The sequence below is a fragment of the Streptomyces sp. NPDC008121 genome (genome assembly GCF_042957155.1).
GTDB lineage: Bacteria > Actinomycetota > Actinomycetes > Streptomycetales > Streptomycetaceae > Streptomyces.
Genome location: NZ_JBIBHT010000009.1, coordinates 233,604 through 257,072 on the forward strand (window position 1 = coordinate 233,604; position 23,469 = coordinate 257,072).

At 72.8% G+C, this 23,469-nt stretch carries 25 protein-coding genes; 18 read left to right on the plus strand and 7 right to left on the minus strand.

The window, feature by feature from the left end; all coding sequences use genetic code 11:
- Positions 1 to 84 precede the first annotated feature (84 nt).
- From ACFZBD_RS28445 to ACFZBD_RS28490, 10 genes are all read left to right on the plus strand, one after another.
- Positions 85 to 537 carry a GNAT family N-acetyltransferase gene (locus ACFZBD_RS28445; RefSeq protein WP_391144881.1) on the plus strand — a complete coding sequence of 151 codons (453 nt, stop codon included), beginning with the start codon at positions 85 to 87 and terminating at the stop codon, positions 535 to 537.
- A gap of 94 nt (positions 538 to 631) precedes the next feature.
- Positions 632 to 1,207 carry a histidine phosphatase family protein gene (locus tag ACFZBD_RS28450; protein ID WP_391144883.1) on the plus strand — a complete coding sequence of 192 codons (576 nt, stop codon included), beginning with the start codon at positions 632 to 634 and terminating at the stop codon, positions 1,205 to 1,207.
- 105 nt (positions 1,208 to 1,312) lie between these two features.
- Positions 1,313 to 2,002, plus strand: coding sequence for a deaminase (locus ACFZBD_RS28455; protein WP_391144886.1), 690 nt, complete (start codon positions 1,313 to 1,315; stop codon positions 2,000 to 2,002).
- Positions 2,003 to 2,009: 7 nt separating this feature from the next.
- Entirely contained in the window at positions 2,010 to 3,185 is a 1,176-nt protein-coding gene (locus tag ACFZBD_RS28460; RefSeq protein WP_391144889.1) for a methyltransferase, read from the plus strand.
- 218 nt (positions 3,186 to 3,403) lie between these two features.
- Positions 3,404 to 4,591 carry an MFS transporter gene (locus tag ACFZBD_RS28465; protein ID WP_391144892.1) on the plus strand — a complete coding sequence of 396 codons (1,188 nt, stop codon included), beginning with the start codon at positions 3,404 to 3,406 and terminating at the stop codon, positions 4,589 to 4,591.
- A 256-nt stretch (positions 4,592 to 4,847) separates the two neighbouring features.
- Positions 4,848 to 5,876, plus strand: a complete 1,029-nt coding sequence (gene argC, locus ACFZBD_RS28470; RefSeq protein ID WP_391144894.1) for an N-acetyl-gamma-glutamyl-phosphate reductase — start codon at positions 4,848 to 4,850, stop codon at positions 5,874 to 5,876.
- Positions 5,873 to 7,039 carry a bifunctional glutamate N-acetyltransferase/amino-acid acetyltransferase ArgJ gene (gene argJ, locus ACFZBD_RS28475; RefSeq protein WP_391144897.1) on the plus strand — a complete coding sequence of 389 codons (1,167 nt, stop codon included), beginning with the start codon at positions 5,873 to 5,875 and terminating at the stop codon, positions 7,037 to 7,039. The genes argC and argJ overlap by 4 nt, the downstream gene beginning before the upstream one ends.
- A complete protein-coding gene (gene argB / locus ACFZBD_RS28480; protein ID WP_391144900.1) occupies positions 7,036 to 7,938 on the plus strand; it encodes an acetylglutamate kinase in 903 nt (300 codons plus the stop codon). Before argJ ends, argB begins: the two co-directional genes overlap by 4 nt.
- The gene (locus tag ACFZBD_RS28485) at positions 7,935 to 9,134 is read left to right on the plus strand and encodes an acetylornithine transaminase (RefSeq protein ID WP_391144902.1); all 1,200 of its coding nucleotides are present in this window, start codon (positions 7,935 to 7,937) and stop codon (positions 9,132 to 9,134) included. The genes argB and ACFZBD_RS28485 overlap by 4 nt, the downstream gene beginning before the upstream one ends.
- Before the next feature lie 7 nt (positions 9,135 to 9,141).
- On the plus strand, positions 9,142 to 9,678 hold the full coding sequence (locus tag ACFZBD_RS28490) for an arginine repressor (protein WP_391144903.1): 537 nt from the start codon (positions 9,142 to 9,144) through the stop codon (positions 9,676 to 9,678).
- Between the two features lie 24 nt (positions 9,679 to 9,702).
- Here the strand turns inward: ACFZBD_RS28490 and ACFZBD_RS28495 are convergent, their stop codons facing one another.
- From ACFZBD_RS28495 to ACFZBD_RS28505, 3 genes are all read right to left on the minus strand, one after another.
- On the minus strand, positions 9,703 to 10,416 hold the full coding sequence (locus ACFZBD_RS28495; RefSeq protein ID WP_391144906.1) for a L,D-transpeptidase family protein: 714 nt from the start codon (positions 10,414 to 10,416) through the stop codon (positions 9,703 to 9,705).
- Positions 10,417 to 10,454: 38 nt separating this feature from the next.
- A complete protein-coding gene (locus tag ACFZBD_RS28500; protein ID WP_391144909.1) occupies positions 10,455 to 11,051 on the minus strand; it encodes a pyridoxamine 5'-phosphate oxidase family protein in 597 nt (198 codons plus the stop codon).
- 66 nt (positions 11,052 to 11,117) lie between these two features.
- Entirely contained in the window at positions 11,118 to 12,575 is a 1,458-nt protein-coding gene (locus ACFZBD_RS28505; protein ID WP_391144911.1) for a hypothetical protein, read from the minus strand.
- A 207-nt stretch (positions 12,576 to 12,782) separates the two neighbouring features.
- On the opposite strand from ACFZBD_RS28505, the gene argH reads away from it, so the two are divergent.
- Positions 12,783 to 14,210 carry an argininosuccinate lyase gene (gene argH / locus ACFZBD_RS28510; RefSeq protein WP_391144912.1) on the plus strand — a complete coding sequence of 476 codons (1,428 nt, stop codon included), beginning with the start codon at positions 12,783 to 12,785 and terminating at the stop codon, positions 14,208 to 14,210.
- A 33-nt stretch (positions 14,211 to 14,243) separates the two neighbouring features.
- Here the strand turns inward: argH and ACFZBD_RS28515 are convergent, their stop codons facing one another.
- Positions 14,244 to 14,753 carry an HAD domain-containing protein gene (locus ACFZBD_RS28515; protein WP_391144915.1) on the minus strand — a complete coding sequence of 170 codons (510 nt, stop codon included), beginning with the start codon at positions 14,751 to 14,753 and terminating at the stop codon, positions 14,244 to 14,246.
- Positions 14,754 to 14,838: 85 nt separating this feature from the next.
- Here ACFZBD_RS28515 and ACFZBD_RS28520 point away from each other — a divergent pair, with 85 nt between their 5' ends.
- Together ACFZBD_RS28520 and ACFZBD_RS28525 are read left to right on the plus strand one after the other, a co-directional pair.
- Positions 14,839 to 15,390 carry a TetR family transcriptional regulator gene (locus ACFZBD_RS28520; protein WP_391144917.1) on the plus strand — a complete coding sequence of 184 codons (552 nt, stop codon included), beginning with the start codon at positions 14,839 to 14,841 and terminating at the stop codon, positions 15,388 to 15,390.
- Positions 15,387 to 16,931 carry an MFS transporter gene (locus tag ACFZBD_RS28525; RefSeq protein WP_391144920.1) on the plus strand — a complete coding sequence of 515 codons (1,545 nt, stop codon included), beginning with the start codon at positions 15,387 to 15,389 and terminating at the stop codon, positions 16,929 to 16,931. Before ACFZBD_RS28520 ends, ACFZBD_RS28525 begins: the two co-directional genes overlap by 4 nt.
- Before the next feature lie 85 nt (positions 16,932 to 17,016).
- On the opposite strand, the gene ACFZBD_RS28530 is transcribed toward ACFZBD_RS28525, so the two are convergent.
- Positions 17,017 to 17,688: a 1-acyl-sn-glycerol-3-phosphate acyltransferase gene (locus ACFZBD_RS28530; protein WP_391145344.1), complete on the minus strand. Its 672-nt coding sequence runs from the start codon at positions 17,686 to 17,688 to the stop codon at positions 17,017 to 17,019.
- A 212-nt stretch (positions 17,689 to 17,900) separates the two neighbouring features.
- Between ACFZBD_RS28530 and ACFZBD_RS28535 the strand changes: the two genes are divergently transcribed.
- The 3 genes from ACFZBD_RS28535 (at position 17,901) to ACFZBD_RS28545 (ending at position 20,303) form a co-directional block, all read left to right on the plus strand.
- Positions 17,901 to 19,064 (plus strand): glycerophosphodiester phosphodiesterase family protein, encoded by a 1,164-nt coding sequence (locus ACFZBD_RS28535; protein WP_391144923.1) that lies wholly within the window; start codon positions 17,901 to 17,903, stop codon positions 19,062 to 19,064.
- Positions 19,065 to 19,263: 199 nt separating this feature from the next.
- Positions 19,264 to 19,809, plus strand: coding sequence for a sigma-70 family RNA polymerase sigma factor (locus ACFZBD_RS28540; RefSeq protein WP_391144926.1), 546 nt, complete (start codon positions 19,264 to 19,266; stop codon positions 19,807 to 19,809).
- A 17-nt stretch (positions 19,810 to 19,826) separates the two neighbouring features.
- Complete coding sequence (locus ACFZBD_RS28545; RefSeq protein WP_391144928.1) at positions 19,827 to 20,303, plus strand: GNAT family N-acetyltransferase; 477 nt, start codon at positions 19,827 to 19,829, stop codon at positions 20,301 to 20,303.
- A 40-nt stretch (positions 20,304 to 20,343) separates the two neighbouring features.
- Here the strand turns inward: ACFZBD_RS28545 and ACFZBD_RS28550 are convergent, their stop codons facing one another.
- Positions 20,344 to 20,766, minus strand: a complete 423-nt coding sequence (locus tag ACFZBD_RS28550) for a hypothetical protein (protein WP_391144929.1) — start codon at positions 20,764 to 20,766, stop codon at positions 20,344 to 20,346.
- 2 nt (positions 20,767 to 20,768) lie between these two features.
- A complete protein-coding gene (locus ACFZBD_RS28555; protein WP_391144931.1) occupies positions 20,769 to 21,131 on the minus strand; it encodes a hypothetical protein in 363 nt (120 codons plus the stop codon).
- Between the two features lie 554 nt (positions 21,132 to 21,685).
- Here ACFZBD_RS28555 and ACFZBD_RS28560 point away from each other — a divergent pair.
- Positions 21,686 to 22,786: an ATP-binding cassette domain-containing protein gene (locus ACFZBD_RS28560; RefSeq protein ID WP_391144933.1), complete on the plus strand. Its 1,101-nt coding sequence runs from the start codon at positions 21,686 to 21,688 to the stop codon at positions 22,784 to 22,786.
- Complete coding sequence (locus tag ACFZBD_RS28565; protein ID WP_391144934.1) at positions 22,783 to 23,451, plus strand: ABC transporter permease subunit; 669 nt, start codon at positions 22,783 to 22,785, stop codon at positions 23,449 to 23,451. Before ACFZBD_RS28560 ends, ACFZBD_RS28565 begins: the two co-directional genes overlap by 4 nt.
- Positions 23,452 to 23,469: the final 18 nt, after the last annotated feature.

Genomic DNA, 23,469 nt, shown 5'->3' on the forward strand with positions numbered 1-23,469 from the left:
GTGCCGCCCCGCGACCACCGGCCCCGACGGGGGCCGCCGGAAAGGCGAATGACAATCCTCCGCGCCGTCTGGAAACCTTCCCGCATGACCGATCCCGCCACTGCGCCGCCCACCCTCACGCACGGTGCCTACGAGATATCCACCGACCCCGCCCGGCTCGACGCCGAACGGATCCACCACTGGCTCTCCACCGACACCTACTGGGCCCAGGGCCGCCCCCGCGACACCCAGGACCGGGCCATCGCCGGTTCGCTCAACTTCGCCGCCTATCACCGCGAGACCGGCGAGATCGCCGCCTACGCCCGGATCGTCACCGACCACACCACCTTCGCCTGGCTCTGCGACGTCTACGTCGACCGGCCCGCCCGTGGCACCGGCCTCGGCACCGCTCTGGTCACCGCCGTCCGCGACCACCTGGCGCCGCTCGGCCTGCGCCGCATCATGCTGGCGACCGCGGACGCGCACGGTGTGTACAGGAAGGTCGGTTTCGAGCCGCTGCAGGAACCGGACATGTGGATGGCTCTCGGTCTCAACTGACCCTCCCGCGTCCCTTCCGCCCCGATCGGCGCGCCCCGCACGCGGCGCATATGCCCCCTTGACCTGCCAGGCGTACGGCCTCACGATCGCGGCCATGGGTCTACGGGTCACGCTCGTCGCAGCGGCGCGCAGCTCCTCCCTGCTCGCCGAACGGTTCGACGACGACCGGCCGCTCGACGAGGCCGGCTGGTACGAGGTACAGCTCGCCGCGCACGCGCTGATCCCCCTGGGCGCGGCAGAACTCCGCTACTGCTCGCCGACGCCCCGCAGCCGGGCCACCGGCACGGCCCTCGGCTACGCCCCGCTCGCCCAGCCCGCCCTGCGCGACTGCGACATGGGCCGCTGGCGGGGACTGACCCTCGCCGAGGTCGCCGCCCTCGAACCGGCCGCCGTCGGCGCCTGGCTCGCCGACCCGCGTACGGCTCCGCACGGCGGCGAGACGCTCCTGGACTTCATCTCCCGGGTGGGAGGCTGGCTCGACACCCGCCCGGCCGACGACGGCGCCATCGTGGCCGTCGCCGAACCCGCCGTCGTACGGGCGGCTCTGGTGTACGCCCTGAAGGCCCCGCCGGCGACGTACTGGAACGTCGACGTCCGCCCCCTCTCGACGGTCACCCTGACCGGCCGCCCCGGCCTCTGGCACCTCCACCTCCAGGCGGCCGTGGGGTAGCGGCCGCCCCTCCACCGCCCGCCCCTCCACCGTCCGCCCCTCCACCGTCCGCCCCTCCATCGCCTGCTCTCCCCGCCGTCTCAGGGCTCTCCCTAGGATGCGGGCATGTCCGAGACGCACGACCCGGCCGCCGCCTCCCCAGCCGTACCGGCCCCGGCGTTCGCCGTCGCCTGGGAGGCCCTTCCGGCGGCGCCCCGGCGCGCCCTCGCCCTGGCCCACCGCGCCCTGCGCTCCGGGGGCCTGGCCGTGGGATCGGTCCTCACCGACGCCGACGGCGCGATCGTCGCCGAGGGCCGGAACAGGGCGTACGACCCGGGCGGCGAGGGCCCGGACACCCTGCTCGGCACCCCGCTCGCCCACGCCGAGATGAACGCCCTGGCCCAAGCACGTACGGGCTGGGACCTGGACACCCACACCCTCTGGTCCACGCAGGAGCCGTGCTCCATGTGCGCGGCCGCGGCCGAGTTCACCGGCGTGGGAACCGTCCGCTTCCTGGCCGCCGATCCCTGGGCCACCGCCACCGGCCGGCCCTCCCCGTCCACCCGCGCCCGCCTCTCGGCCGAGCCCGTCTGGCAGGCCGCCGCCACCCTCCTCTTCCTCCGCAGCGTCGTCCTGGCCGCCGGAAGCGGGGCCGCCACCGTGCGCCGCATGGCGGAACTGGCGCCCCAGGTCACGGCGCTCGCCACCGACCCAGGCTTCCCCGACGCCCCCACCCCGGAGCGCCTCCTGGCCGCCCTGTGGGGCGGGCTGGTCGCGGCCTCCGGCGGGGAGCCGTCCCCTGACCGGCTAGCCTGAGAACACGATGAACCGTTTGACCACGTCATGGGGCACGTTCCCGCTCACCCGCTTTCCCGAGGACCCGCGCGACCCCCTCCGCGCCTGGGACGCCTCCGACGAATACCTGCTGCGGCACCTGGCCGAGACGGACGTCGACCTGTCCGGCACGGTCGCGGTCGTCGGCGACCGCTGGGGCGCCCTCGCCACCGCGCTCGCCGCCCGACGCCCCGGCCGGCTCGTCCAGGTCGGCGACTCCTACCTCGGCCGCCGGGCGACCGCCGAGAACCTGGCCCGCGCGGGCGTCGACCCGGACGCGGTACGGCTGCTCACCACCCAGGAACCGCCGCCCGCCCGCGTCGACGTGCTGATCGTCCGGGTCCCCAAGAGCCTCGCGCTCCTGGAGGACCAGCTGCACCGACTGGCGCCCGCCGTGCACGAAGGGACCGTGGTCCTCGGGACCGGCATGGTGAAGGAGATCCACACCTCCACGCTCCGGCTCTTCGAGACCATCCTCGGCCCCACGCGCACCTCGCTCGCCGCGAAGAAGGCCCGGCTGATCTTCTGCACCCCGGACCCCGGCCTGGACCGGGGCGCCAACCCCTGGCCGTACCGCTACGCACTCCCCGCCGACGCCCCGGCCGCCGCCGGCCGGACCGTCGTCAACCAGGCCGGCGTCTTCTGCGCCGACCGTCTCGACATCGGCACCCGCTTCTTCCTCCGGCACCTGCCCGGGAACCTCGGCAGCGCCCGGGTCGTGGACCTCGGCTGCGGGAACGGCGTCGTCGGCCTCGCCGTCGCGCTCGCCGAACCCGAGGCGGAACTCGTCTTCACCGACGAGTCGTACCAGGCCGTCGCCTCGGCAGAGGAGAGCTTCCGCACCCACCTCGGGGCCGACCGCACCGCCACGTTCGCGGTCGGCGACGGGACGGCGGACCTCGCGGCCGAGTCCGTGGACCTCGTCCTCGCCAACCCGCCGTTCCACAGCCACCAGGCCACCACCGACCGCACCGCGCGCCGGATGTTCACCGACGCGCGGCGGGTGCTGCGCCCGGGCGGCGAGCTGTGGGTCGTGGGCAACCGGCACCTCGGCTACCACGTGACCCTGCGCCGTATCTTCGGCTCCTGCGAACTGGTCGCCGGAGAACCGAAGTTCGTGGTGCTGCGGGCCGTGAAGGGCGCCGGGCGGCCGACCCGCGACTGAGACCGCACCCGGCCCCTCCCAGCCCCTCCCCGGCCTCGCGACCGCCGACCGCCGCTTGACGCCCGCGCCACCAGGTCTGGTACTCCGCGCGCCACAGATCCTCGTCCCGCGTCGGGGAGCAGCAGCACCCGCCGGAGAGCACCCCGGCCGGTCGGCCCGGCCCCCCGATGGGACGCCACGCGCGGCGAGCCGCGGCGAGCGGGGTTAACGTCGGCGGCATGGACGCTGATCGCCGAGGCAGGCTCCGGTGCGCCCTCGGCGGGACGGTGTTCGCCGTGTGCATGGCCGGCACCACGCTGCCGACCCCCCTCTACGGCCTCTACCAGGAGAAGTTCGGCTTCTCCGAGCTGATCGTGACCGTCGTCTACGCCGTGTACGCCTTCGGGGTCATCGGCGTCCTCCTCCTGGCGGGCAACGCGTCGGACACGGTCGGCAGGCGGCCGGTCCTGCTGTGGGGGCTGGGCTTCTCGGCGCTCAGCGCGGTCTGCTTCCTGTGCGCCACCGGCCTCGGCTGGCTGTACGTCGGACGCCTGCTGTCGGGTCTCTCCGCCGGCCTGTTCACCGGCGCCGCCACCGCGTACGTGATGGAACTGGCCCCCAAGGGCGACACCTCCCGCGCCACCTTCGTCGCGACGGCCGCCAACATGGGCGGCCTCGGCTGCGGCCCCCTCCTCGCCGGTGTGCTGGCGCAGTACGCCCCCTGGCCGCTCTATCTGCCCTTCGCCGTGCACCTCGCCCTGGTCGCGGTCTCGGCCGTGGTCCTGCTCCGGCTGCCGGAGACCGTACGGGAGCGGCGGCCGGTACGCGCCGTCCGGCCGCAGCGGCCCAGCCTTCCCCCGCAGGTCCGGGCGGTCTTCGCGCCCGCCGCGACCGCCGCGTTCGTCGGCTTCGCGCTCTTCGGCGTCTTCACCTCGGTCAGCCCGGCGTTCCTCGCGCAGTCCCTGGACGTGCACGACCACGCCGTCAGCGGACTGGTCGTCGCCCTCGCCTTCTTCGCCTCGACCGCCGGACAGCTGCTGGTCGGCCGGACGGGAACCCACGCCCTGCCCCTGGGCTGCGCGGCGCTCCTCGCCGGCCTCGCCCTCCTCGCGGGCGCGCTGCGGTGGGAGCTCTTCCCGCTCGTGGTCCTGAGCGCGCTCGTCGGCGGCACCGGCCAGGGACTGGCCTTCCGCGGGGCCCTCGCCGCGGTCGCCGGAGCGTCACCGCCGGACCGGCGGGCGGCGGTGATCTCCACCCTCTTCGTCGTGGCGTACGCGGGCATCTCGGTCCCGGTGATCGGCGTCGGCCTCCTGGCGGACCCGATCGGCCTGGAGGGCGCCGGCCTGGTCTTCATCGCGTGCATGGCCGTCCTGGTCTCCGCCGCCGCGGTCTATCTCCTACGGCGACCGGTACGAAGCGGCGGATGAGACGGCGGGCGGGAACCGGCCGTCGCAGCACCCCTTAAGGGGTGTCGTGCCGATCTTGCCGGGGTCGCGGCGCCCGGCACCGTTCCCCCGTAGCCCTTCGGGCACGACCGCCCGGCGGATCGTCGAGGGCGTCCAGAGCTGAGGCCCCCGCCCCGCCCCCAGGGGCTCGGCGACACCCAGTGGCCTCGCCCGCGGCCGAGCTTTGCATAAAACTGCGGGTCTGCGTATAGTCATGCCATCAAGGAGGAGAGTTTCGATGACGGTACGAGCAGCAGTGGCAGGCGCGAGCGGATATGCGGGCGGAGAGCTCCTGCGTCTCCTCCTCGCCCACCCCCACGTCGAGATCGGCACCCTGACCGGGCACTCCAACGCCGGTCAGCGGCTCGGTGGGCTGCAGCCGCACCTCCTGCCGCTCGCCGACCGGGTGCTCGCGCCGACCACCGCCGACTCGCTCGTCGGGCACGACGTCGTCTTCCTCGCGCTCCCGCACGGGCAGTCCGCCGCCGTCGCCGAGCAGCTCGGGCCGGACACCCTCGTCGTCGACATGGGCGCCGACTTCCGGCTCGGTGACGCCGCCGACTGGGAGAAGTTCTACGGATCCCCGCACGCCGGGACCTGGCCGTACGGCCTTCCCGAACTGCCCGGCGCCCGTGCCGCGCTGGAGGGATCCAAGCGCATCGCGGTGCCCGGTTGCTACCCCACCGCCGTCTCCCTCGCGCTCTTCCCCGCCTACGGGGACGGGCTCGCCGAGCCCGACGCCGTGATCGTCGCCGCCACCGGCACCTCCGGCGCCGGCAAGGCCCTCAAGCCCCACCTGCTCGGCAGCGAGGTCATGGGCTCCATGTCCCCGTACGGCGTCGGCGGCGGACACCGCCACACCCCCGAGATGATCCAGAACCTCAGCGCGGTCGCCGGCGAGCGGGTCGGGGTGTCCTTCACCCCCACCCTCGCCCCGATGTCCCGCGGCATCCTCGCCACCTGCTCGGCGAAGGCGAAGCCGGGCGTGACCGCCGAGGCCGTGCGCGCCGCGTACGCCAAGGCGTACGCGGACGAGCCCTTCGTCCACCTGCTCCCCGAGGGCCAGTGGCCTGCCACGGCGTCCGTCCACGGTTCCAACGCCGTTCAGGTCCAGGTCGCCTTCGACGAGGCCGCCCACCGGATCATCGCGATCAGCGCCATCGACAACCTCGCCAAGGGCACCGCCGGCGGCGCGGTGCAGAGCATGAACATCGCCCTCGGGCTTCCCGAGGACACCGGACTTTTCACGATTGGAGTCGCTCCGTGAGCGTCACCGCAGCGAAGGGATTCACGGCGGCGGGCATCGCCGCCGGAATCAAGGAGAACGGCAACCCGGACCTGGCCCTCGTGGTCAACACCGGGCCCCGCCGCGCCGCCGCGGGAGTCTTCACCTCCAACCGTGTGAAGGCCGCGCCCGTCCTGTGGTCCCAGCAGGTGCTGGCCGACGGCGAGCTGACCGCCGTCGTGCTCAACTCCGGCGGCGCCAACGCCTGTACGGGCCCCCAGGGCTTCCAGGACACCCACGCGACCGCCGAGAAGGTCGCCGAGGTCCTGACCGCGGCCGGCGCGGAGACCGGCGCCGGTGAGGTCGCCGTCGCCTCCACGGGACTCATCGGACTCCTGCTCCCCATGGACAAGGTCCTCGCCGGCGTCGAGAAGGCCGCGAAGGAGCTCTCCGCGCACGGCGGCGAGAAGGCGGCCATCGCCATCAAGACCACCGACACCGTCCACAAGACGTCCGTCGTGACGAAGGACGGCTGGACGGTCGGCGGGATGGCCAAGGGCGCCGGCATGCTCGCCCCGGGCCTCGCCACCATGCTCGTCGTCCTCACCACCGACGCCGACGTCCCGGCCAAGGACCTCGACACGGCCCTGCGCCACTCCACCCGGCTGACCTTCGACCGGGTCGACTCCGACGGCTGCATGTCCACCAACGACACCGTCCTCCTCCTCGCCTCCGGCGCCTCGGGGATCACCCCCGCGCAGGAGGAGTTCGCCGACGCCGTGCGGTCCGTCTGCGACGACCTCGCCCGCCAGCTCATCGGCGACGCCGAGGGCGCCAGCAAGGACATCCGTATCGAGGTGGTCAACGCGGCGACCGAGGACGACGCCGTCGAGGTGGGCCGCTCCATCGCCCGCAACAACCTCCTCAAGTGCGCCATCCACGGCGAGGACCCCAACTGGGGCCGGGTCCTCTCCGCCATCGGCACGACCCGGGCGGCCTTCGACCCCGACCGGCTCGACGTGGCGATCAACGGCGTCTGGGTCTGCAGGAACGGCTCGGTCGGCGAGGACCGCGACCTCGTCGACATGCGCTACCGCGAGGTCACCATCACGGCCGACCTCGCCGCCGGCTCCGAGTCCGCCGTGATCTGGGCCAACGACCTGACCGCCGACTACGTCCACGAGAACAGCGCGTACTCCTCATGACCGGTACCCGGAAGCACACCGCCCTGCCCAAGGCGCAGATCCTCATCGAGGCGCTGCCCTGGCTGACCCGGCACAACGGCAAGACGGTCGTCATCAAGTTCGGCGGCAACGCCATGATCGACGACGATCTGAAGGCGGCTTTCGCCCAGGACGTCGTCTTCCTGCGCCACGCCGGCCTCAAGCCCGTCGTCGTGCACGGCGGCGGCCCGCAGATCAGCGCCGCGCTCGACCGGGCGGGCCTGGTCAGCGAGTTCAAGGCCGGTCTGCGGGTCACCACCCCCGAGGCGATGGACGTCGTACGGATGGTCCTCGCCGGCCAGGTGCAGCGCGAGCTGGTCGGGCTGCTCAACCAGCACGGGCCGTTCGCCGTCGGGATGACCGGCGAGGACGCGCACACCCTCACGGCCACCCGGCACATGCCGGTCATCGCCGGCGAGCAGATCGACATCGGCCGGGTCGGTGAGATCACCGCCATCGAGACCGGCGCCATCAAGGCGCTCCTGGAGGACGGCCGGATCCCGGTCATCTCCTCCATCGCCCGTTCCCAGGACGACGGACATGTCTACAACGTCAATGCTGATACGGCGGCTGCGGCTCTCGCTGCGTCGCTTGGCGCCGAAACCCTGATGGTCCTCACCGACGTCGAGGGTCTCTACGAGGACTGGCCGAACAGCGACGAGGTCATCAGCCGGCTCACCGCGAGCCAGCTGGAGAAACTGCTGCCGGAGCTGTCCAGCGGCATGGTCCCCAAAATGCGGGGCTGTCTCCACGCGGTGCGCAACGGGGTCACGACGGCGCGCGTGATCGACGGCCGGGTCCAGCACTCGATCCTGCTGGAGATCTTCACCGACGAGGGCATCGGCACCATGGTCGTGCCGGACGGACAGGGGGAGTCATGACCAACACGGAGCTGACCCGGCGGTGGCGGGGTGCGCTGATGGACAACTACGGCACGCCGAAGCTGTCCCTGGTCCATGGCGAGGGTGCCAAGGTCCGGGACGCCGACGGCAAGGAGTACCTCGACCTCGTCGGCGGTATCGCCGTCAACGCGCTCGGCCACGCCCACCCGGCGGTCGTCGAGGCCGTGTCGCGCCAGATCGCCTCCCTCGGCCACGTCTCCAACCTCTTCGTCGCCGAACCGCCCGTCGCCCTCGCCGAGCGGCTGCTCCAGCTCTTCGGCCGCCCGGGCCGGGTCTTCTTCTGCAACTCCGGGGCCGAGGCCAACGAAGCCGCCTTCAAGATGGGCCGGCTGACCGGCCGGAGCCACATGGTCGCCACCACGGGCGGCTTCCACGGCCGGACCATGGGCGCGCTCGCCCTCACCGGCCAGTCCGGGAAGCAGACGCCGTTCCTGCCGCTGCCCGGCGACGTCACCCACGTCCCGTACGGGGACGTGGAGGCGCTGCGGGCCGCGGTGACCGAGGAGACGGCGTTCGTGATCATCGAGCCGATCCAGGGCGAGATCGGTGTCGTCGTCCCGCCCGTGGGCTATCTGCGGGCCGCCCGCGAGATCACCCGCGCCACCGGCACCCTGCTCGTCCTGGACGAGGTCCAGACGGGCGTCGGCCGGTGCGGCAGCTGGTTCGCGTACCAGGCGCACGAAGGGGTCGACCCGGACGTGGTGACCCTGGCCAAGGGCCTCGGCGGCGGGCTGCCGCTCGGTGCGACCGTCGCCTTCGGCGAGGCGGCGGAGCTGTTCGGGCCCGGCCACCACGGGACCACCTTCGGGGGCAACCCGGTCGCCTGCGCCGCCGGACTCGCCGTCCTGGACACCCTCGCAGGCGAGGGGATCCTCGACGAGGTCAAGCGGCTCGGCGAGAAGCTCCGCGACGGAATCGAGGGCCTGCACCACCCGCTGGTCTCCCACGTCCGCGGCGCGGGCCTCCTGCTGGGTATCGTGCTCACCGAGTCCCTCGCGCCCCAGGTGCAGCAGGTGGCTCAGGACGCAGGCCTTCTGGTGAACGCGCCCGCCCCCGATGTCGTACGGCTCATGCCGGCACTGATCATCACGGACGCGGAGGTGGACGCCTTCCTGGAGGCATTGCCGGGCGTCCTCGACGGAGCGGTGAACGGGCAAGGACGAACCGGAGAATGAGACGACGATGACCGACGCGCAGGAAACCGAGCACGGAGGGCCGTCCGTTCCGCAGACCCGTACCGCACGCCACCGCAGGATCGTCGACATCCTCAACCGGCAGCCGGTGCGCTCGCAGAGCCAGCTGGCCAAGCTCCTCGCGGACGACGGGCTGAGCGTCACCCAGGCGACGCTCTCCCGCGACCTCGACGAACTCGGCGCGGTGAAGATCCGCAACACGGGCGGTGAGCTGATCTACGCGGTGCCCAGCGAGGGCGGTTTCCGCACCCCGCAGGCGCCGCTCGGCGAGTCCGCCAAGGAGGAGCGCATGCGGCGCCTCTCCGGCGAGCTGCTGATCTCCGCGGAGGCCTCCGCCAACCTCGTGGTGCTGCGGACCCCGCCGGGGGCCGCCCAGTTCCTCGCCTCCGCCATCGACCAGGCCGAACTGCACGCCATCCTCGGCACGATCGCGGGCGACGACACCCTGCTCCTGATCTCGCGCGACCCGGTGGGCGGCCAGGCCCTCGCCGACCACCTGCTGCGGCTGGCGCAGAAGGAGAGCTGACGCGGGCCCGGCGGCGGCCGCCCGTCAGTACCGGGTGATCGCCGTCCGGCCGCCGTGGGTTCCGATCGCGATGTGCGGGCGCCGCGCCGGATCGGCCCAGGCCAGGATCCGGCGCATCGCGTCGGCCGGTACGGACACGCAACCGGCCGTCGCGCCCCGCCCGTTGACATGGAGGAAGATCCCGGCGCCCCGCCCGCGCACGGGTCGGCGGTAGTTGAAGCCGATGACCAGGGCGTGCGCGTACCGGGAGCCGTACGAGACGAGGTGCTCGGCCTCGGCGGCCCGGCAGTCCGGGGGCAGCCCTTCCACCCACCGGTTGTACGCCCGGGAGTCGTTGTCCTGGCACCACCAGGACCGCTCGGTGACGGGGGCGAAACGGTAGACGGTCCCGTGCGGCGGCGCTTCGTTGCCGAAGGCGTACGGCAGGTCGTACAGCCCCGTCGGTGTCGTGTTCGTCCCCTGCCGGCGCCCGGCCCCCTCAACCAGCCCGTTGGCACCGAACCGGGCGCTCGCGGAGCCCGCCCGCACCCACCGGCCGCCGCGCCGGTCCCACCAGGTGACGGTCCCGGTGGTGGACGCGGCGGCGGGGGCCTCGGCCGTGATCAGCTGCGAGCCGCCGCCCGTGTCGGCCATCCGCTCGGGCAGTGACACGGCCCAGGCGGCGGGCACGGCGGTGGGCACGGCGGCGGGGGCGGTCAGCGAGAGCACGGCCGCGCCGACGGCGAGAAGGGTGCGCATGGCGCGACGCTAGGCGCGCCGCCCGCCCGCCGCCACCGTCAGTGGGCCGGGCGGGGGAGCGGCGGCAGCGGGAGGGGCAGTCCGGGCAGCCCGTCGATGCTGGAGGCGATGTGCTCCTTCTTCCCGAAGTACGCGCTCAGCGAGGCGTCGTCCTCGCGCGCGAACCGCTTCGCGTGCAGGTCGCGGTCCTCGTCGTACGACATGAACGGCACTCCGTACCCGCAGGTGTCGCGGATCAGCTCGGCCGTCACCACGATGACGGCCCGCAGCCCGTGCTGGGTGACGTCGATGCCGGGGAAGTGGCCGAGAAGCTCCTCCCACCGGTCGTCGTCCCGGAAGACGGGCTCGCCACGGCCGTGGACACGGACGATGTTCGGCGGTCCCTGGAAGGCGCACCACATCAGCGTGATGCGGCCGTTCTCGCGCAGATGCGCGACGGTCTCGGCGTTGCTTCCCGCGAAGTCCAGGTAGGCCACGGTCCGTTCGTCGAGGACGACGAAGGAGCCCGTCAGGCCCTTGGGGGAGAGGTTGATGGTCCCCTCGCCGTCGAGCGGCGCGGTCGCGGTGAAGAAGACCGGCTGGGCCTCGATGAAGGCGCGGAGTCGTCCGTCTATGTGTTCGTGTGTCTTTCCCATGACCGTGATTCTCCCTCTGGTCCCGACGCCTGCCGCCCACGGGCGACCCGACGCCTTCCGTCTCGATCAGCCGGTCGCCCCGCCGCCCCGCAGCCGCCGCAGCCAACGCCGGGCCCGCCCGCCCCCGTCGGCCTTCGCCGTCACGGGCGCGGGCCCGGGCGCCGGCGTGGAGAGCGGGGCGCGGGCCGGTTCGCGGTACGCCGTCAACACCCGGGCCGCCGAGCGGAGTTTGGGGTCCGGGTCGTCGACGAGCCGCCCTATGACGGTCCGGCACTCCACCGAGTCGCACGCCGCGAGCAGCCGGAACGCTCCGGTCCGGATGTGCCGGGGCCGGTCCTCCGCCAGACGTGCCGTCAGCTCCTCGACCGGGAGGGAGGCCGCCCACGGTACGAGGGTGGTCGCCGTCTCCCGTACGACGCCGGGGGCCGGGTCGTCGAGGAGCGGTGCGAGACGGACGAGGTCCCGGGCGGCCAGCAGCCGCAGCCCGGCCACCGCCCGCGCCCGCACCCCGTCGCGCGGATGCCGGGTGAGCGGCCAGAGGAGTACGGCATCGGCGGGAGTCCCGCACTCGGCGAGCCCGACGGGGGCGCCCGGCGGGAGGTCCCCGGCTTCCCTTCCTTCCGCGCACCGGGCGCGATAGCGGTCCAACGGGTCCGTTCCGGCCTGGCGCAGCACCCAGCGGGCGCAGGCCCGCACCATCGGCGACCGGTCGTACAGGAACGGCTCCGCCTGGCCGTGCCGCCCGGTCCGGTGGAGCGCGGTCACCCCCGCGGAACGCGCCCGCGAGCCACGGGAGCCGAGGAGCGGAAGGAGGACGTCGTCGCCGGTGTCGGCGCCCGCCGCGGCCAGTGCGGCCTCGGAGCAGACGTCCTGGATCACGACGTCCGCGTCCGCGGCGGCGATCGCGGCGAGGCGGGCGGCGGGGAAGTGGCCGCGCGCGACGGAGATCTGATAGGCGAGGCGCCGCACGGCCCGGTCCTCGCTCGCGAGGACGGCTTCGAGGACGTCCGGCTCGGCCCCGCGCAGCGTCTCCACCAGCGACTCCCGTGCGGCGTCCCCGCGCTCCCGCCGAGCGACCGCCAGGATCACGGCCGACAACCCCGGCAGCAGGGCGGGCCCCACGCCGGGAAGCGCCGCACCGAGCAGGGCCCTGGCCCGATCCCGTACCGGCTCCACCCAGTCCGCACAGCGGATCGCGATGAGCGGCAGCACAGACGGCACCCCGTCGGCCCGCGCCAGCGCGGCTTCGCGCACCCGGCCGTCCGGGTGGCAGAGCGCGAAGGCGAGACCGGCCTCCGAGTCGACCGCGAGGGGTTCGCGCTCCCCGGCCGGCCGTTGCGGCGGCAGGGCGTCGCGGCCGCCCGACCCGCCGCCGAAGGCGGGGGTCTCCCACCGCCAGGCCACCTCGCGCACCGCGAGGTCCAGCGCAATCCACGCCCGCCCGTCGGAGGTGTCCAGCACCTCGGCCGGTGCCGCTCCCCGCGCCAGGCGTTCCGCCGCCTCGTCGAATCCACTCGTCAACACGGGTGGAGCCTAGGGCGGACAACCCGCCTCCCGCCTGCGGTTTTTCCCGCCGCGCACCACCGCGTTGACAGAAACATACGGAGGACTGCATAGTTATACCCACTTCCCGGCGTGACCTCGCGCGACCACGACTCGTTCCACAGCCGCCTCCCCACCGCAGGGGCCCGGGAGGCGGCCTGTTACCCACCCTCCTGAGGAGCAGCAGCTGTGAGCAGCAACAACGGTGACGTCCGGCTCTGGGGCGGCCGTTTCGCCGACGGGCCGGCCGAGGCCCTCGCGAAGCTGTCCGCGTCGGTCCACTTCGACTGGCGGCTGGCGCCGTACGACATCGCCGGATCGCGCGCCCACGCGCGCGTGCTCCACACGGCGGGTCTCCTCACCGAGGACGAGCTGACGCGCATGCTCGCGGGACTCGACCTGCTCGAAGCGGACGTCGCGTCGGGGGAGTTCGTCGGCACGATCGCCGACGAGGACGTCCACACCGCCCTGGAGCGGGGCCTCCTGGAGCGCCTCGGCGCCGACCTCGGCGGCAAGCTGCGCGCCGGCCGGTCCCGCAACGACCAGGTCGCCACCCTCTTCCGGATGTACCTCCGCGACCACGCCCGGATCATCGGCGGCCTGATCGCCGACCTCCAGGACGCGCTCGTCGGCCTCGCCGAGGCCCACCCGGACGTCGCCATGCCGGGCCGGACCCACCTCCAGCACGCCCAGCCGGTGCTCTTCGCCCACCACGTCCTCGCGCACGTCCAGTCCCTCTCGCGGGACGCCGAGCGCCTGCGGCAGTGGGACACCCGTACGGCCGTCTCGCCGTACGGCTCCGGAGCCCTGGCCGGCTCCTCCCTCGGGCTCGACCCGGAGGCGGTCGCCCGCGACCTCGGCTTCGAGCGCGGCTCGGCCGGCAACTCCATCGACGGCACGGCCTCCCGCGACTTCGTCGCCGAGTTCGCCTTCATCACCGCGATGATCGGGGTCAACCTCTCCCGCATCGCGGAGGAGATCATCATCTGGAACACGAAGGAGTTCTCCTTCGTGACCCTGCACGACGCCTTCTCCACCGGCTCGTCGATCATGCCGCAGAAGAAGAACCCGGACATCGCCGAGCTGGCCCGGGGCAAGTCCGGCCGGCTCATCGGCAACCTCACCGGACTCATGGCCACCCTCAAGGCGCTGCCGCTCGCCTACAACCGCGACCTCCAGGAGGACAAGGAGCCGGTCTTCGACTCCTGCGACCAGCTGGAGGTCCTGCTCCCCGCCTTCACCGGCATGATGGCCACGCTCACCGTCAACCGGGAGCGCATGGAGGAGCTGGCCCCGGCCGGCTTCTCGCTCGCGACCGACATCGCCGAGTGGCTGGTCAAGCAGGGCGTGCCGTTCCGGGTGGCGCACGAAGTGGCCGGCGAGTGCGTGAAGGTCGCCGAGGCGGACGGCAAGGAGCTGGACGAGCTGACGGACGAGCAGTTCGCGAAGATCTCCGCGCACCTCACGCCGGAGGTCCGCACCGTCCTCAACGTGGCGGGCGCCCTCGCCTCCCGCGACGGACGCGGTGGTACGGCCCCGTCGGCGGTCGCCGCCCAGCTGGTCGAGGTCAAGGCCGACCTGGTCATCCAGCACGCCTGGGCCGCCGCCAAGAAGTAGCCCCCGGGCGTCCTCTTCACACCTCTCGGAACGTCACAGCGCCGCCGCCCACTCCGCGAGCGCGTCGAAGTCCGGCCGGGTCAGCCCGATCCGCTCGTCGACGTGCAGCAACAGGGCGGCGGCGAGGTGGTTCTGCTCCACGTACGCGCGGTCGTGGGAAGCGATGTCGTCGTCGATCCAGGCGAACGGCCGCCCGGCCGCGTACTCCAGGATGTACTGCGTCTTCCAGAAGGTCCCGTAAGGGGCCCTTCCGTGCATCTGGGGCCAGTCGATGAACGGCAGCTCCGGCAGCCCGAGGTGCGGCCCGATCCAGTCGTTCGCCTCGCCCTTCCAGGTCGTCGCCCACACCAGCTCGTACGCCTCCGCCAGCGCGAGCAGCTCGCCCCCGTGCGCCGGATTCAGCCACACCCGCAGCGGCTTAGCGCCCGTCCAGCCGGTGGGGCTCATCCGGTGCGTGGTGTACCCCGCCGGACGGCGTTCGCGCTGCGCCGCATAGGGATTCAGCGGCCCGTCGACATCGATCAGCAGGAGCGGCTTCGTCATGGTCACAGGATTCCTTCCGCCACGAGGGTGAGGCGTCGAATTATCGAATGAGACATCAACGTCTCATTCGGTGTATGGTTGTCTCATGTCAGTCGACCGCACCCAGATGCTCCGCTCCGCAGCCGCCCTGCTCGCCCGGAAATCGACCGCCACCATGGACGAGGTCGCCCGGGCCGCGGGCATCGGCCGCGCCACCCTGCACCGGCACTTCGCCGGGCGGGACGCGCTGGTCAGGGCGCTGGAGGCGATGGGCCTCGAGGAGTTCGAGGCCGCGTGCGACAGCGCGCGGCTCGACGACGGGCCGGCCGACGAGGCGCTGCGACGGCTCGTCGCCGCGACCGAGCCCAACGCGCAGCTGCTGGCCTTCCTCGTCACGGAGAACCAGCTCTTCGAGGGCGACGACGTCGACGAGGGATGGTCCCGGCTCGACGCCCGGGTCAGCGCCCTCTTCCGGCGCGGCCAGGAAGAGGGCACCTTCCGGATCGACCTGAGCCCCGCCTGGCTCACCGAGGCCCTCTACGGCCTCGTCTCGGCCTGCGCCTGGTCCGTGATGGACGGCCGGGTCGCGACCAAGGACTTTCAGTACATGATCACCGAGTTGCTGCTCGGTGGCGCACGACGGAGCGTGGAGAGATGAGCAGGACCCTGCGGACGAGCCCGACGACGGGGACGGAGGTGAAGAGCCCCGGCCGCTGGCTCGCGCTCTCGGTGCTGGTCCTGGCCGTCCTGCTGGTCGCGGTGGACGCCACCGTACTCGGTCTGGCGACCCCCGCGCTCAGCGAGGACCTGAAGCCGTCCGGCGCCCAGCTGCTGTGGATCGGCGACATCTACTCCTTCGTCATCGCCGGACTCCTGGTCTCCATGGGCTCCCTCGGCGACCGGATCGGGCGCAAGAAGCTGCTCCTGATCGGTGCGACCGCCTTCGGCGCCGTCTCCGTGCTCAACGCCTACGCGACCAGCCCCGAGATGATGATCGTCGCCCGCGCGCTCCTCGGCGTGGCCGGCGCGACGCTGATGCCGTCGACGCTCGCGCTCATCCGGAACATCTTCCACGACCCCAAGGAGCGCAGCCTCGCCATCGGCATCTGGGGCGCCACCGCCTCGGCCGGCGCGGCCGTCGGCCCGGTGGTCGGCGGAGCGCTGCTCCAGCACTTCTGGTGGGGCTCGGTCTTCCTCATCAACCTGCCCGTGATGGCCGCCCTGGTCCTCGTCGGCATCAAGCTGCTGCCCGAGTCGAGGAACCCGGTGGCCGGCCCGTGGGACCTGGTCAGCGTCGGCCTCTCGCTGGTCGGTGTCATCGGCGTCGTCTACGCGATCAAGGAACTCGCCTCGCACGGCCCGACGTGGGAGGTCGGCGCGTCCGCCGCGATCGGCGCCGCGGCCCTCTACGCCTTCGTCCGCCGCCAGCACACGCTGACCGCGCCGCTGCTCGACATGCGGCTGTTCAAGCACCGCGGCTTCTCGGGCGCGGTCCTGGCCGACCTGCTCACCGTCTTCGGACTGTCCGGACTGGTCTTCTTCCTCTCCCAGTTCCTGCAGCTCGTCCAGGGGCGTGACCCGCTGGAGGCCGGCCTGGCCGAACTGCCCGCCGCCATCGGCGCGGTGGCCACCGGCCTGGTCGCCGGCCGGTACGCCCGGCGGTTCTCGGTTCGGGGCATCGTGGCCGGCGGCCTCGGCGCGATCGGACTCGCGCTCGCCGTCATCACCCTGGTCCACCAGGACACCGGCTATCCGCTGCTCGGCGCGGCCCTGCTCGTCGTCGGTCTCGGCGCCGGGTTCTCCTTCACCGTCACCGCCGACGTGATCCTCTCCAGCGTCCCCAAGGAGCAGGCCGGTTCCGCCTCCGCCGTCTCCGAGACCGCGTACGAACTGGGCGCGGCGCTCGGCATCGCGCTCCTCGGTTCGATCGTCACCGGCGTCTACCGGGGCTTCACGGCCCCGGCGGGCGTCCCCGCGGACGCGGCGGCGGCGGCCCACGAGTCGCTGGGCGGCGCGGTGGAGGTCTCGGCGGGGCTCGCGCCCGAGACGGCGACCTCCCTGGTCTCCGCGGCCCAGAAGGCCTTCGTCGACGGTCTGAACATCGCGGCGGGCGTCGGCGCGGCGGTCCTCCTCGCGACGGCGGTCGCGGCCTGGTTCCTCCTCAAGGGCCAGAAGCTGGAGGACGGCGTCGAGCACTGACGCCGAGCGTTCCGCACACCCCGCACACGAAGGGGCCCCGTACGGCAGACGCCGTACGGGGCCCCACGCGTTCACGCCGTGGCGGCTACGCGGCCTTCGCCTTCGTGGCGTACATGTCCACGTACTCCTGGCCCGACAGGCGCATGACCTCGGCCATCACCGAGTCCGTCACGGCCCGCAGCACGTAGCGGTCCCGGTCCATCCCCTCGTACCGCGAGAACTCCATCGGCTCACCGAAGCGGACCGTCACCCGGCCCGGCCGCGGCAGTCCCGCACCGCCCGGCTGGATCTTGTCCGTGCCGATCATGGCGAACGGCACCACCGGCGCGCCCGTCATGAGCGTGAGGCGCGCGATGCCCGTACGGCCCCGGTACAGCCGGCCGTCGGGGGAGCGGGTGCCCTCGGGGTAGATGGAGAACATCTTGCCCTCCTCCAGCACCCGACGCCCCGTCATCAGCGCCGCGACACCGCCGCGCCCGCCGTCGCGGTCCACCGGGATCATGCCGACGCTGGTGAAGAACCAGGCCATCAGCCGGCCCTTGAACCCCTTGCCCGTGACGTACTCGTCCTTGCCGATGAAGAAGACCGGGCGGTCCGTGCAGATCGGCATGATCATCGAGTCGATGAAGGTGAGGTGGTTGCCCGCCAGGATCACCGGACCCGTCCCCGGGATGTTCTCCACGCCCTCGACCCGAGGGCGGAACATCAGGCGCAGGATCGGTCCGAGCACTGCCTTGATGAGTGCGAGACGGGACAACGGTTCCTCCGGTGTCGGGGCGGGCGGTCTGTGCAGGTCGCGACGATACTCGCGGGTCACCTCGGTGCGCACATCGGGCTCACGGAGCGGATACACGGTGTTGACGTGTGTTTCCGCCATGTTCGACCAGGGTCTGCCCGGTGGAGGGGGTGGATGCCTACCGTCGGACCATCGATTGACAGGTGCGGGACATCACACTGAAGGAGCCCTTCATGACCCAGGGAGCACACCCGGCCCCGGCCCGACGGACGGTCCTCGGAGCGGCGGGCGCGGCGGGCGCGGCCGTCCTGGGCGCCTCGGCGGCCCTGCCGGCCGGCACCGCGCACGCCGCCGACACCCGGGGACGGGACCGCGGCCACCGCTCCCTGCCCGTCCCCACCGTCATCGCCCACCGCGGCGCCAGCGGCTACCGCCCCGAACACACCCTCGGCTCCTACCAGCTCGCCCTCGACCTCGGCGCCCATGTGATCGAACAGGACCTCGTCCCCACCAAGGACGGGCACCTCGTCTGCCGCCACGAGAACGACATCACCGGGACGACCGACGTCGCCGACCACCCGGAGTTCGCCTCCCGCCGGACCACCAAGACCGTCGACGGGACCTCGTTCACCGGCTGGTTCACCGAGGACTTCACGCTCGCCGAGCTCAAGACCCTGCGCGCCAAGGAGCGGATCCCCGGCACCCGCCAGGAGAACACCCTCTATGACGGCCGCTGGGCGATCCCCACCTTCGAGGAGGTGCTGCGCTGGGCCGAGCGCGAGGGACGCCGCCGGGGCCGGGAGGTCTGGCTGCACGTCGAGACCAAGCACCCCACCTACTTCCGCTCCCTCGGCCTCGGCCTGGAGGAGCGGCTCGCCAGACTGCTGCGCCGGTACGGCCGCCACCGCGCCGACTCCCCGGTCTTCCTGCAGTCCTTCGAACCGAGCAGCGTCCGGCGGCTCGCCGGCCTGGTCGACTCCCCGCGCGTGGTCCTGCTGTCGGGCGCCACCAGCCGCCCCTGGGACTTCGTCGAGGCGGGCGACCCCCGCACGGTCGCCGACCTGATCACCCCGGCGGGCCTGCGCTGGATCTCCTCGTACGCCCAGGGCATCGGCCCCACCCTCGACCTCGTCATCCCGCGCGACGCGAGCGGCCGGCTCGGCACCCCGACGACCCTGGTGCGCGACGCGCACGCCCGCGGCCTGATCCTCCACCCGTACACGCAGCGCAACGAGAACGGCTTCCTGCCCGCGGAGTTCCGCCGGGGTACGGACCCGAACGCCTACGGAGACGTCTTCGGGGCCCTGAAGGCGTATCTGGCGACGGGCATCGACGGCATCTTCTCCGACAACCCGGACACGGCGCTGCTCGCGGCGGCGGACCTCCGCTCGCGCTGACCCCGGCGGGGCGGCGGGGCGGCGGGGCCCGGGCCAAGCGCCCGGCCCGGGCCAAGCGCCCGGGCCGGGCGGGAGGGCGGCACCCGCGCGGCGGCCGTCCGTCCGCCCGGGTGCCGGTCCGTGCCGCGGAACGGCACCCGCCCGGGTGGTTTGCGCCGGAGGCCGCAACCGCCCGCCGCCCCGTCCCGTCGTGCCGGGCATGACCTCCCCCGACCCCCGTCTCCTGCGCACCCTCGCCCCGCTGCTCGCGGCCGAGTCGCGTGCCGAGGCCCCCGCCGCCGGCGTCGACGCGGGCGACCTCGAACAGGCCGTCTGGCTCAAGCTCCTCGAACGCTTCCGGGACGACGAGCCGCCCACCCGCCCCGCCGACTGGCTCCGCCGAGCCGTCCGCGCGGAGGCCCGCCGAGCCCGGCGCGCCGCCCTGCGCGAACGCCCGTACCGCGGCGAGGAGTCCACCGGGCCGGACACGACCCCCGAGAGCTCCGCCCTCGTCGCCGAGCGCCGCCGCGCCGTACGCGCCGCCGTCCGCCGCACCCCCGGACCCTGCCCGCGTCTGCTCACCGCGATGCTCGACCCCGCCGACCCCACCTACCGGGAAATCGCAGGGGAGTTGGGTATCTCACAGGGAAGTCTGGGGCCGATGCGTTCCCGCTGCCTGGGATGTTTGCGCAGAATGCTGGCGGCAGAGGTTCCCGCGCCCCGCCCGAGGGGAAGGGTGCGGGAGACCGACCGGCGGACCAGGTGAGCGGGAGGCATGCGCACATGGGCATGAGCGTGACCATCTCAGCGGCAGACGCGCAGGACGCGGAGCACATACTCAAGCTCCAGTACCTGTGTTACCAGAGCGAGGCGGAGCTCTACGGCGACTGGTCCATCGAGCCCCTGACGCAGACCCTGGACGCGCTGCGGGCCGAACTGGCCGACGGTCACGCGCTCGTGGCGCGGCTCGGGGACGAGATCATCGCCTCTGTCCGCGGCCGGGTCGACGAGGCGGGAACGGTCGTGATCGCCCATCTGTTCGTCCACCCGCGGATGCGGCGCCACGGACTCGGCGGGCGTCTGCTCGACGCCATCGAGCGCCAATTCGCCGGCGACGCCGCCCCCAAGCGCTACCAGCTCTTCTCCGGCCACCGCAGCGATGGGAACCTCAGGCTCTACCGCCGCAAGGGTTACGCGGCGGTCGGCACGCGCGAGATCGGACCGCGTCTCACGCTGGTGACCCTGGAGAAGGCGGCCTGATCCCTCTCGGGCGGCCCGGTGCCGGGCCGGCCCGGGCGGCTCAGACGGTTTCCGCGCGGGAGCGGCGGAGCCACCAGATCCCGCTCAGCGGCAGCAGGACCGGAATGAAGATGTAGCCGTAGCCGTAGTCCGACCAGACGGTGGCGTCCGGGAACGCCGACGGGTCGAGCAGGGTCCAGGTCCCCACGGTCAGCACGCCCACCAGCTCGGCGGCGCAGCACACCAGCGCCGCCTTGCGGGCGGTGTCCCCGCCGCGCACGAGCGTGTAGGTGATGAAGGCGTACACCACGGCCGCCACCGCCGACAGCGCGTAGGCCAGCGGCGCCCGGTCGAACTCGGTCGCGATCTGGTAGATCGAGCGCGAGACCGCGCCCACCGACATCACGCCGTACAGCCAGACCAGCAGCATCCCGGGGCCCTGGACGAGCCGCGTCCGCGTGCGGTTCTCGCGCGTCACGGTCATGGTCAGTCCACCGTCCAGATGTCGAAGAGACGCACCTCCAGGACGGCGAGCACGACCGCCCCGGCCGCCACCGTCGCCGAGCCCCACCGGCTCCGTTCTGCGAGCGACATGAACCCGGCCGCGGGCACCGCGCACAGCGCGCCCAGCAGATACGCGACGAAGATCGTCGCGCCCTCGTCGGCCTTCTCGCCGCTCGACAGCCGCGCGATGCCCACGACCAGCTGCGCCAACGCCAGGACGGTCACCACGGCCATGCCGATGAAGTGCCAGTCCTTGGTGGGCTGGTCCCGGAAGGCGGCGAAGCCGCACCAGGCGGCGAGGGCGAGCGCGGCCACCGAAACGGCGACCGTCAGGGCGTCAAGCATGGCCCCGAGGGTATTACGGGCCAAAAGACCCGACGCGCCCGCCCCCCGGCGCCCTCTCCGGGACCTCGCCGCGGGCAGGCCCGCACGACCGTGGCCTTGACCACAACAGGCCGCCCGCCGACCCCCCTGCCCGGGGTCCCCACGGTCCCCGCGAGGCGGGCGTCGGCGCAGGCCACGGGCGGTCCGGCGAGGGCCTTCCGCTCGCGGACCGGGCCCCTCCGTATGTCCGCATGATGGTGCAATCCAGTCCGCTATTCGGACATGCCTCAGGGTGTCGAACGCCTGCGTGCTTTACTTGCAGCCATGACCACGACGAGCAGCCGCACCCTTGCGACCGAGGCGATCAGCACGCCCGGTGCTCGTTGTATGTGTCGAATGTGCGCCTTCTGAGGGCCCCCGCCTGAGTCGCGCGCCCCGAAGCGAGACGACCCGACGGCCGAGCCGATCCGTCCGCCCACCGGCGCCGGACCGTGCCTGCCCCGCGCACGAGCTGCCCCCGGCCACCCGCCGAAACCAGCCGACCCGCGCCTGACTGTCCGAACGACGAATGCCCCGTGCCCGGCGGACCCCGCGCCGCGCACTCGACAGTGACGGAAACCCCTGTGATCACCACTTCGGGCCTGACCAAGGTCTATGAGTCGCGCGGCCGCGAGGTCACCGCTCTGGACGGCGTCGACCTCCACGTCCGCGAGGGCGAGGTGTACGGCGTGATCGGCCAGAGCGGCGCCGGCAAGTCCTCGCTCATCCGCTGCGTCAACCTCCTGGAGCGCCCCACCTCCGGCACCGTGACCGTCGACGGCGTCGACCTCACCGCGCTCGCCGCCCGCGGCCGCCGCGCCGGCAAGGACCTCCGCCGTGCCCGCAGCAGCATCGGCATGGTCTTCCAGCACTTCAACCTGCTGTCCTCCCGCACGGTCGCGGACAACATCGAGCTCCCGCTCGAGATCCTCGGCGTCTCCGGCGCCGAGCGCTCCCGCCGCGCCCTGGAACTCCTCGACCTCGTCGGCCTCGCCGACAAGGCCAAGGCCTACCCCGGACAGCTCTCCGGCGGTCAGAAGCAGCGCGTCGGCATCGCCCGCGCCCTGGCCGGCGAGCCCAAGGTCCTGCTCTCCGACGAGGCCACCAGCGCCCTCGACCCGGAGACCACCCGCTCCATCCTCCAGCTGCTGCGCGACCTCAACCGGCAGCTCGGCCTCACCGTCCTGCTCATCACGCACGAGATGGACGTCGTCAAGACCATCTGCGACTCCGCCGCGCTGATGCAGAAGGGCCGGATCGTCGAGTCCGGCACCGTGAGCGAACTGCTCGCCACCCCCGGCTCCCAGCTGGCGGCCGAGCTCTTCCCCGTCGGCGGCGCCCCCACCGGCCCCGACCGCACGGTCGTCGACGTCACCTTCCACGGCGAGGCCGCGACCCAGCCGGTGATCTCCCAGCTCTCCCGCACGTACAACGTCGACATCTCGATCCTCGGGGCCGCGATGGACACCGTGGGCGGCAAGCAGATCGGCCGGATGCGGATCGAACTCCCCGGACGGTACGAGGAGAACGTCGTCCCGGTCGGCTTCCTGCGCGAGCAGGGCCTCCAGGTCGACGTCGTCGAGGAGGAGACGGCGCCCCAGGCGGCGCCCGTACTGGTCAAGGAAGGTGCCAAGTGACCTGGTCGGAGATGCAGCCCCTGCTGGAGCAGGGCACCGTCGACACGCTCTACATGGTCCTGTGGGCCACCCTCGTCACCATCCTCGGCGGCCTGCCGCTCGGCATCCTCCTCGTCCTCACCGACAAGGGCGGACTGCTGCAGAACACGGTGGTCAACAAGGTCGTCGGCGTGATCGTGAACATCGGCCGCTCGCTGCCGTTCATCATCCTGCTGATCGCCCTGATCCCCTTCACCACCTTCGTCGTCGGGACCTTCATCGGGCCCACCGCGATGATCGTGCCCCTCGCCATCGGCGCCATCCCCTTCTTCGCGCGCCTCGTCGAGACCGCGATCCGCGAGGTGGACCACGGCCTCGTCGAAGCCGTCCAGGCCATGGGCGGCTCCGTACCGACGATCATCCGCAAGGTGCTGCTGCCGCAGTCGCTGCCCTCGCTCGTCTCCGGCGTCACCACCACCGTCATCGTGCTCATCGGCTACTCCGCGATGGCCGGTGCGGTCGGCGGCGAAGGCCTCGGCTCCAAGGCCATCACCTACGGATACCAGCGCTTCGACACCCAGTTCATGCTGGTCACCGTCGTCGTCCTGATCGCGATCGTCACCGTCGTCCAGGTCATCGGCGACCTCGCGGTCCGGCTCCTCGCCCGCCGGGGACGCACCGCGTAACCCCCACCGACTTCGTCC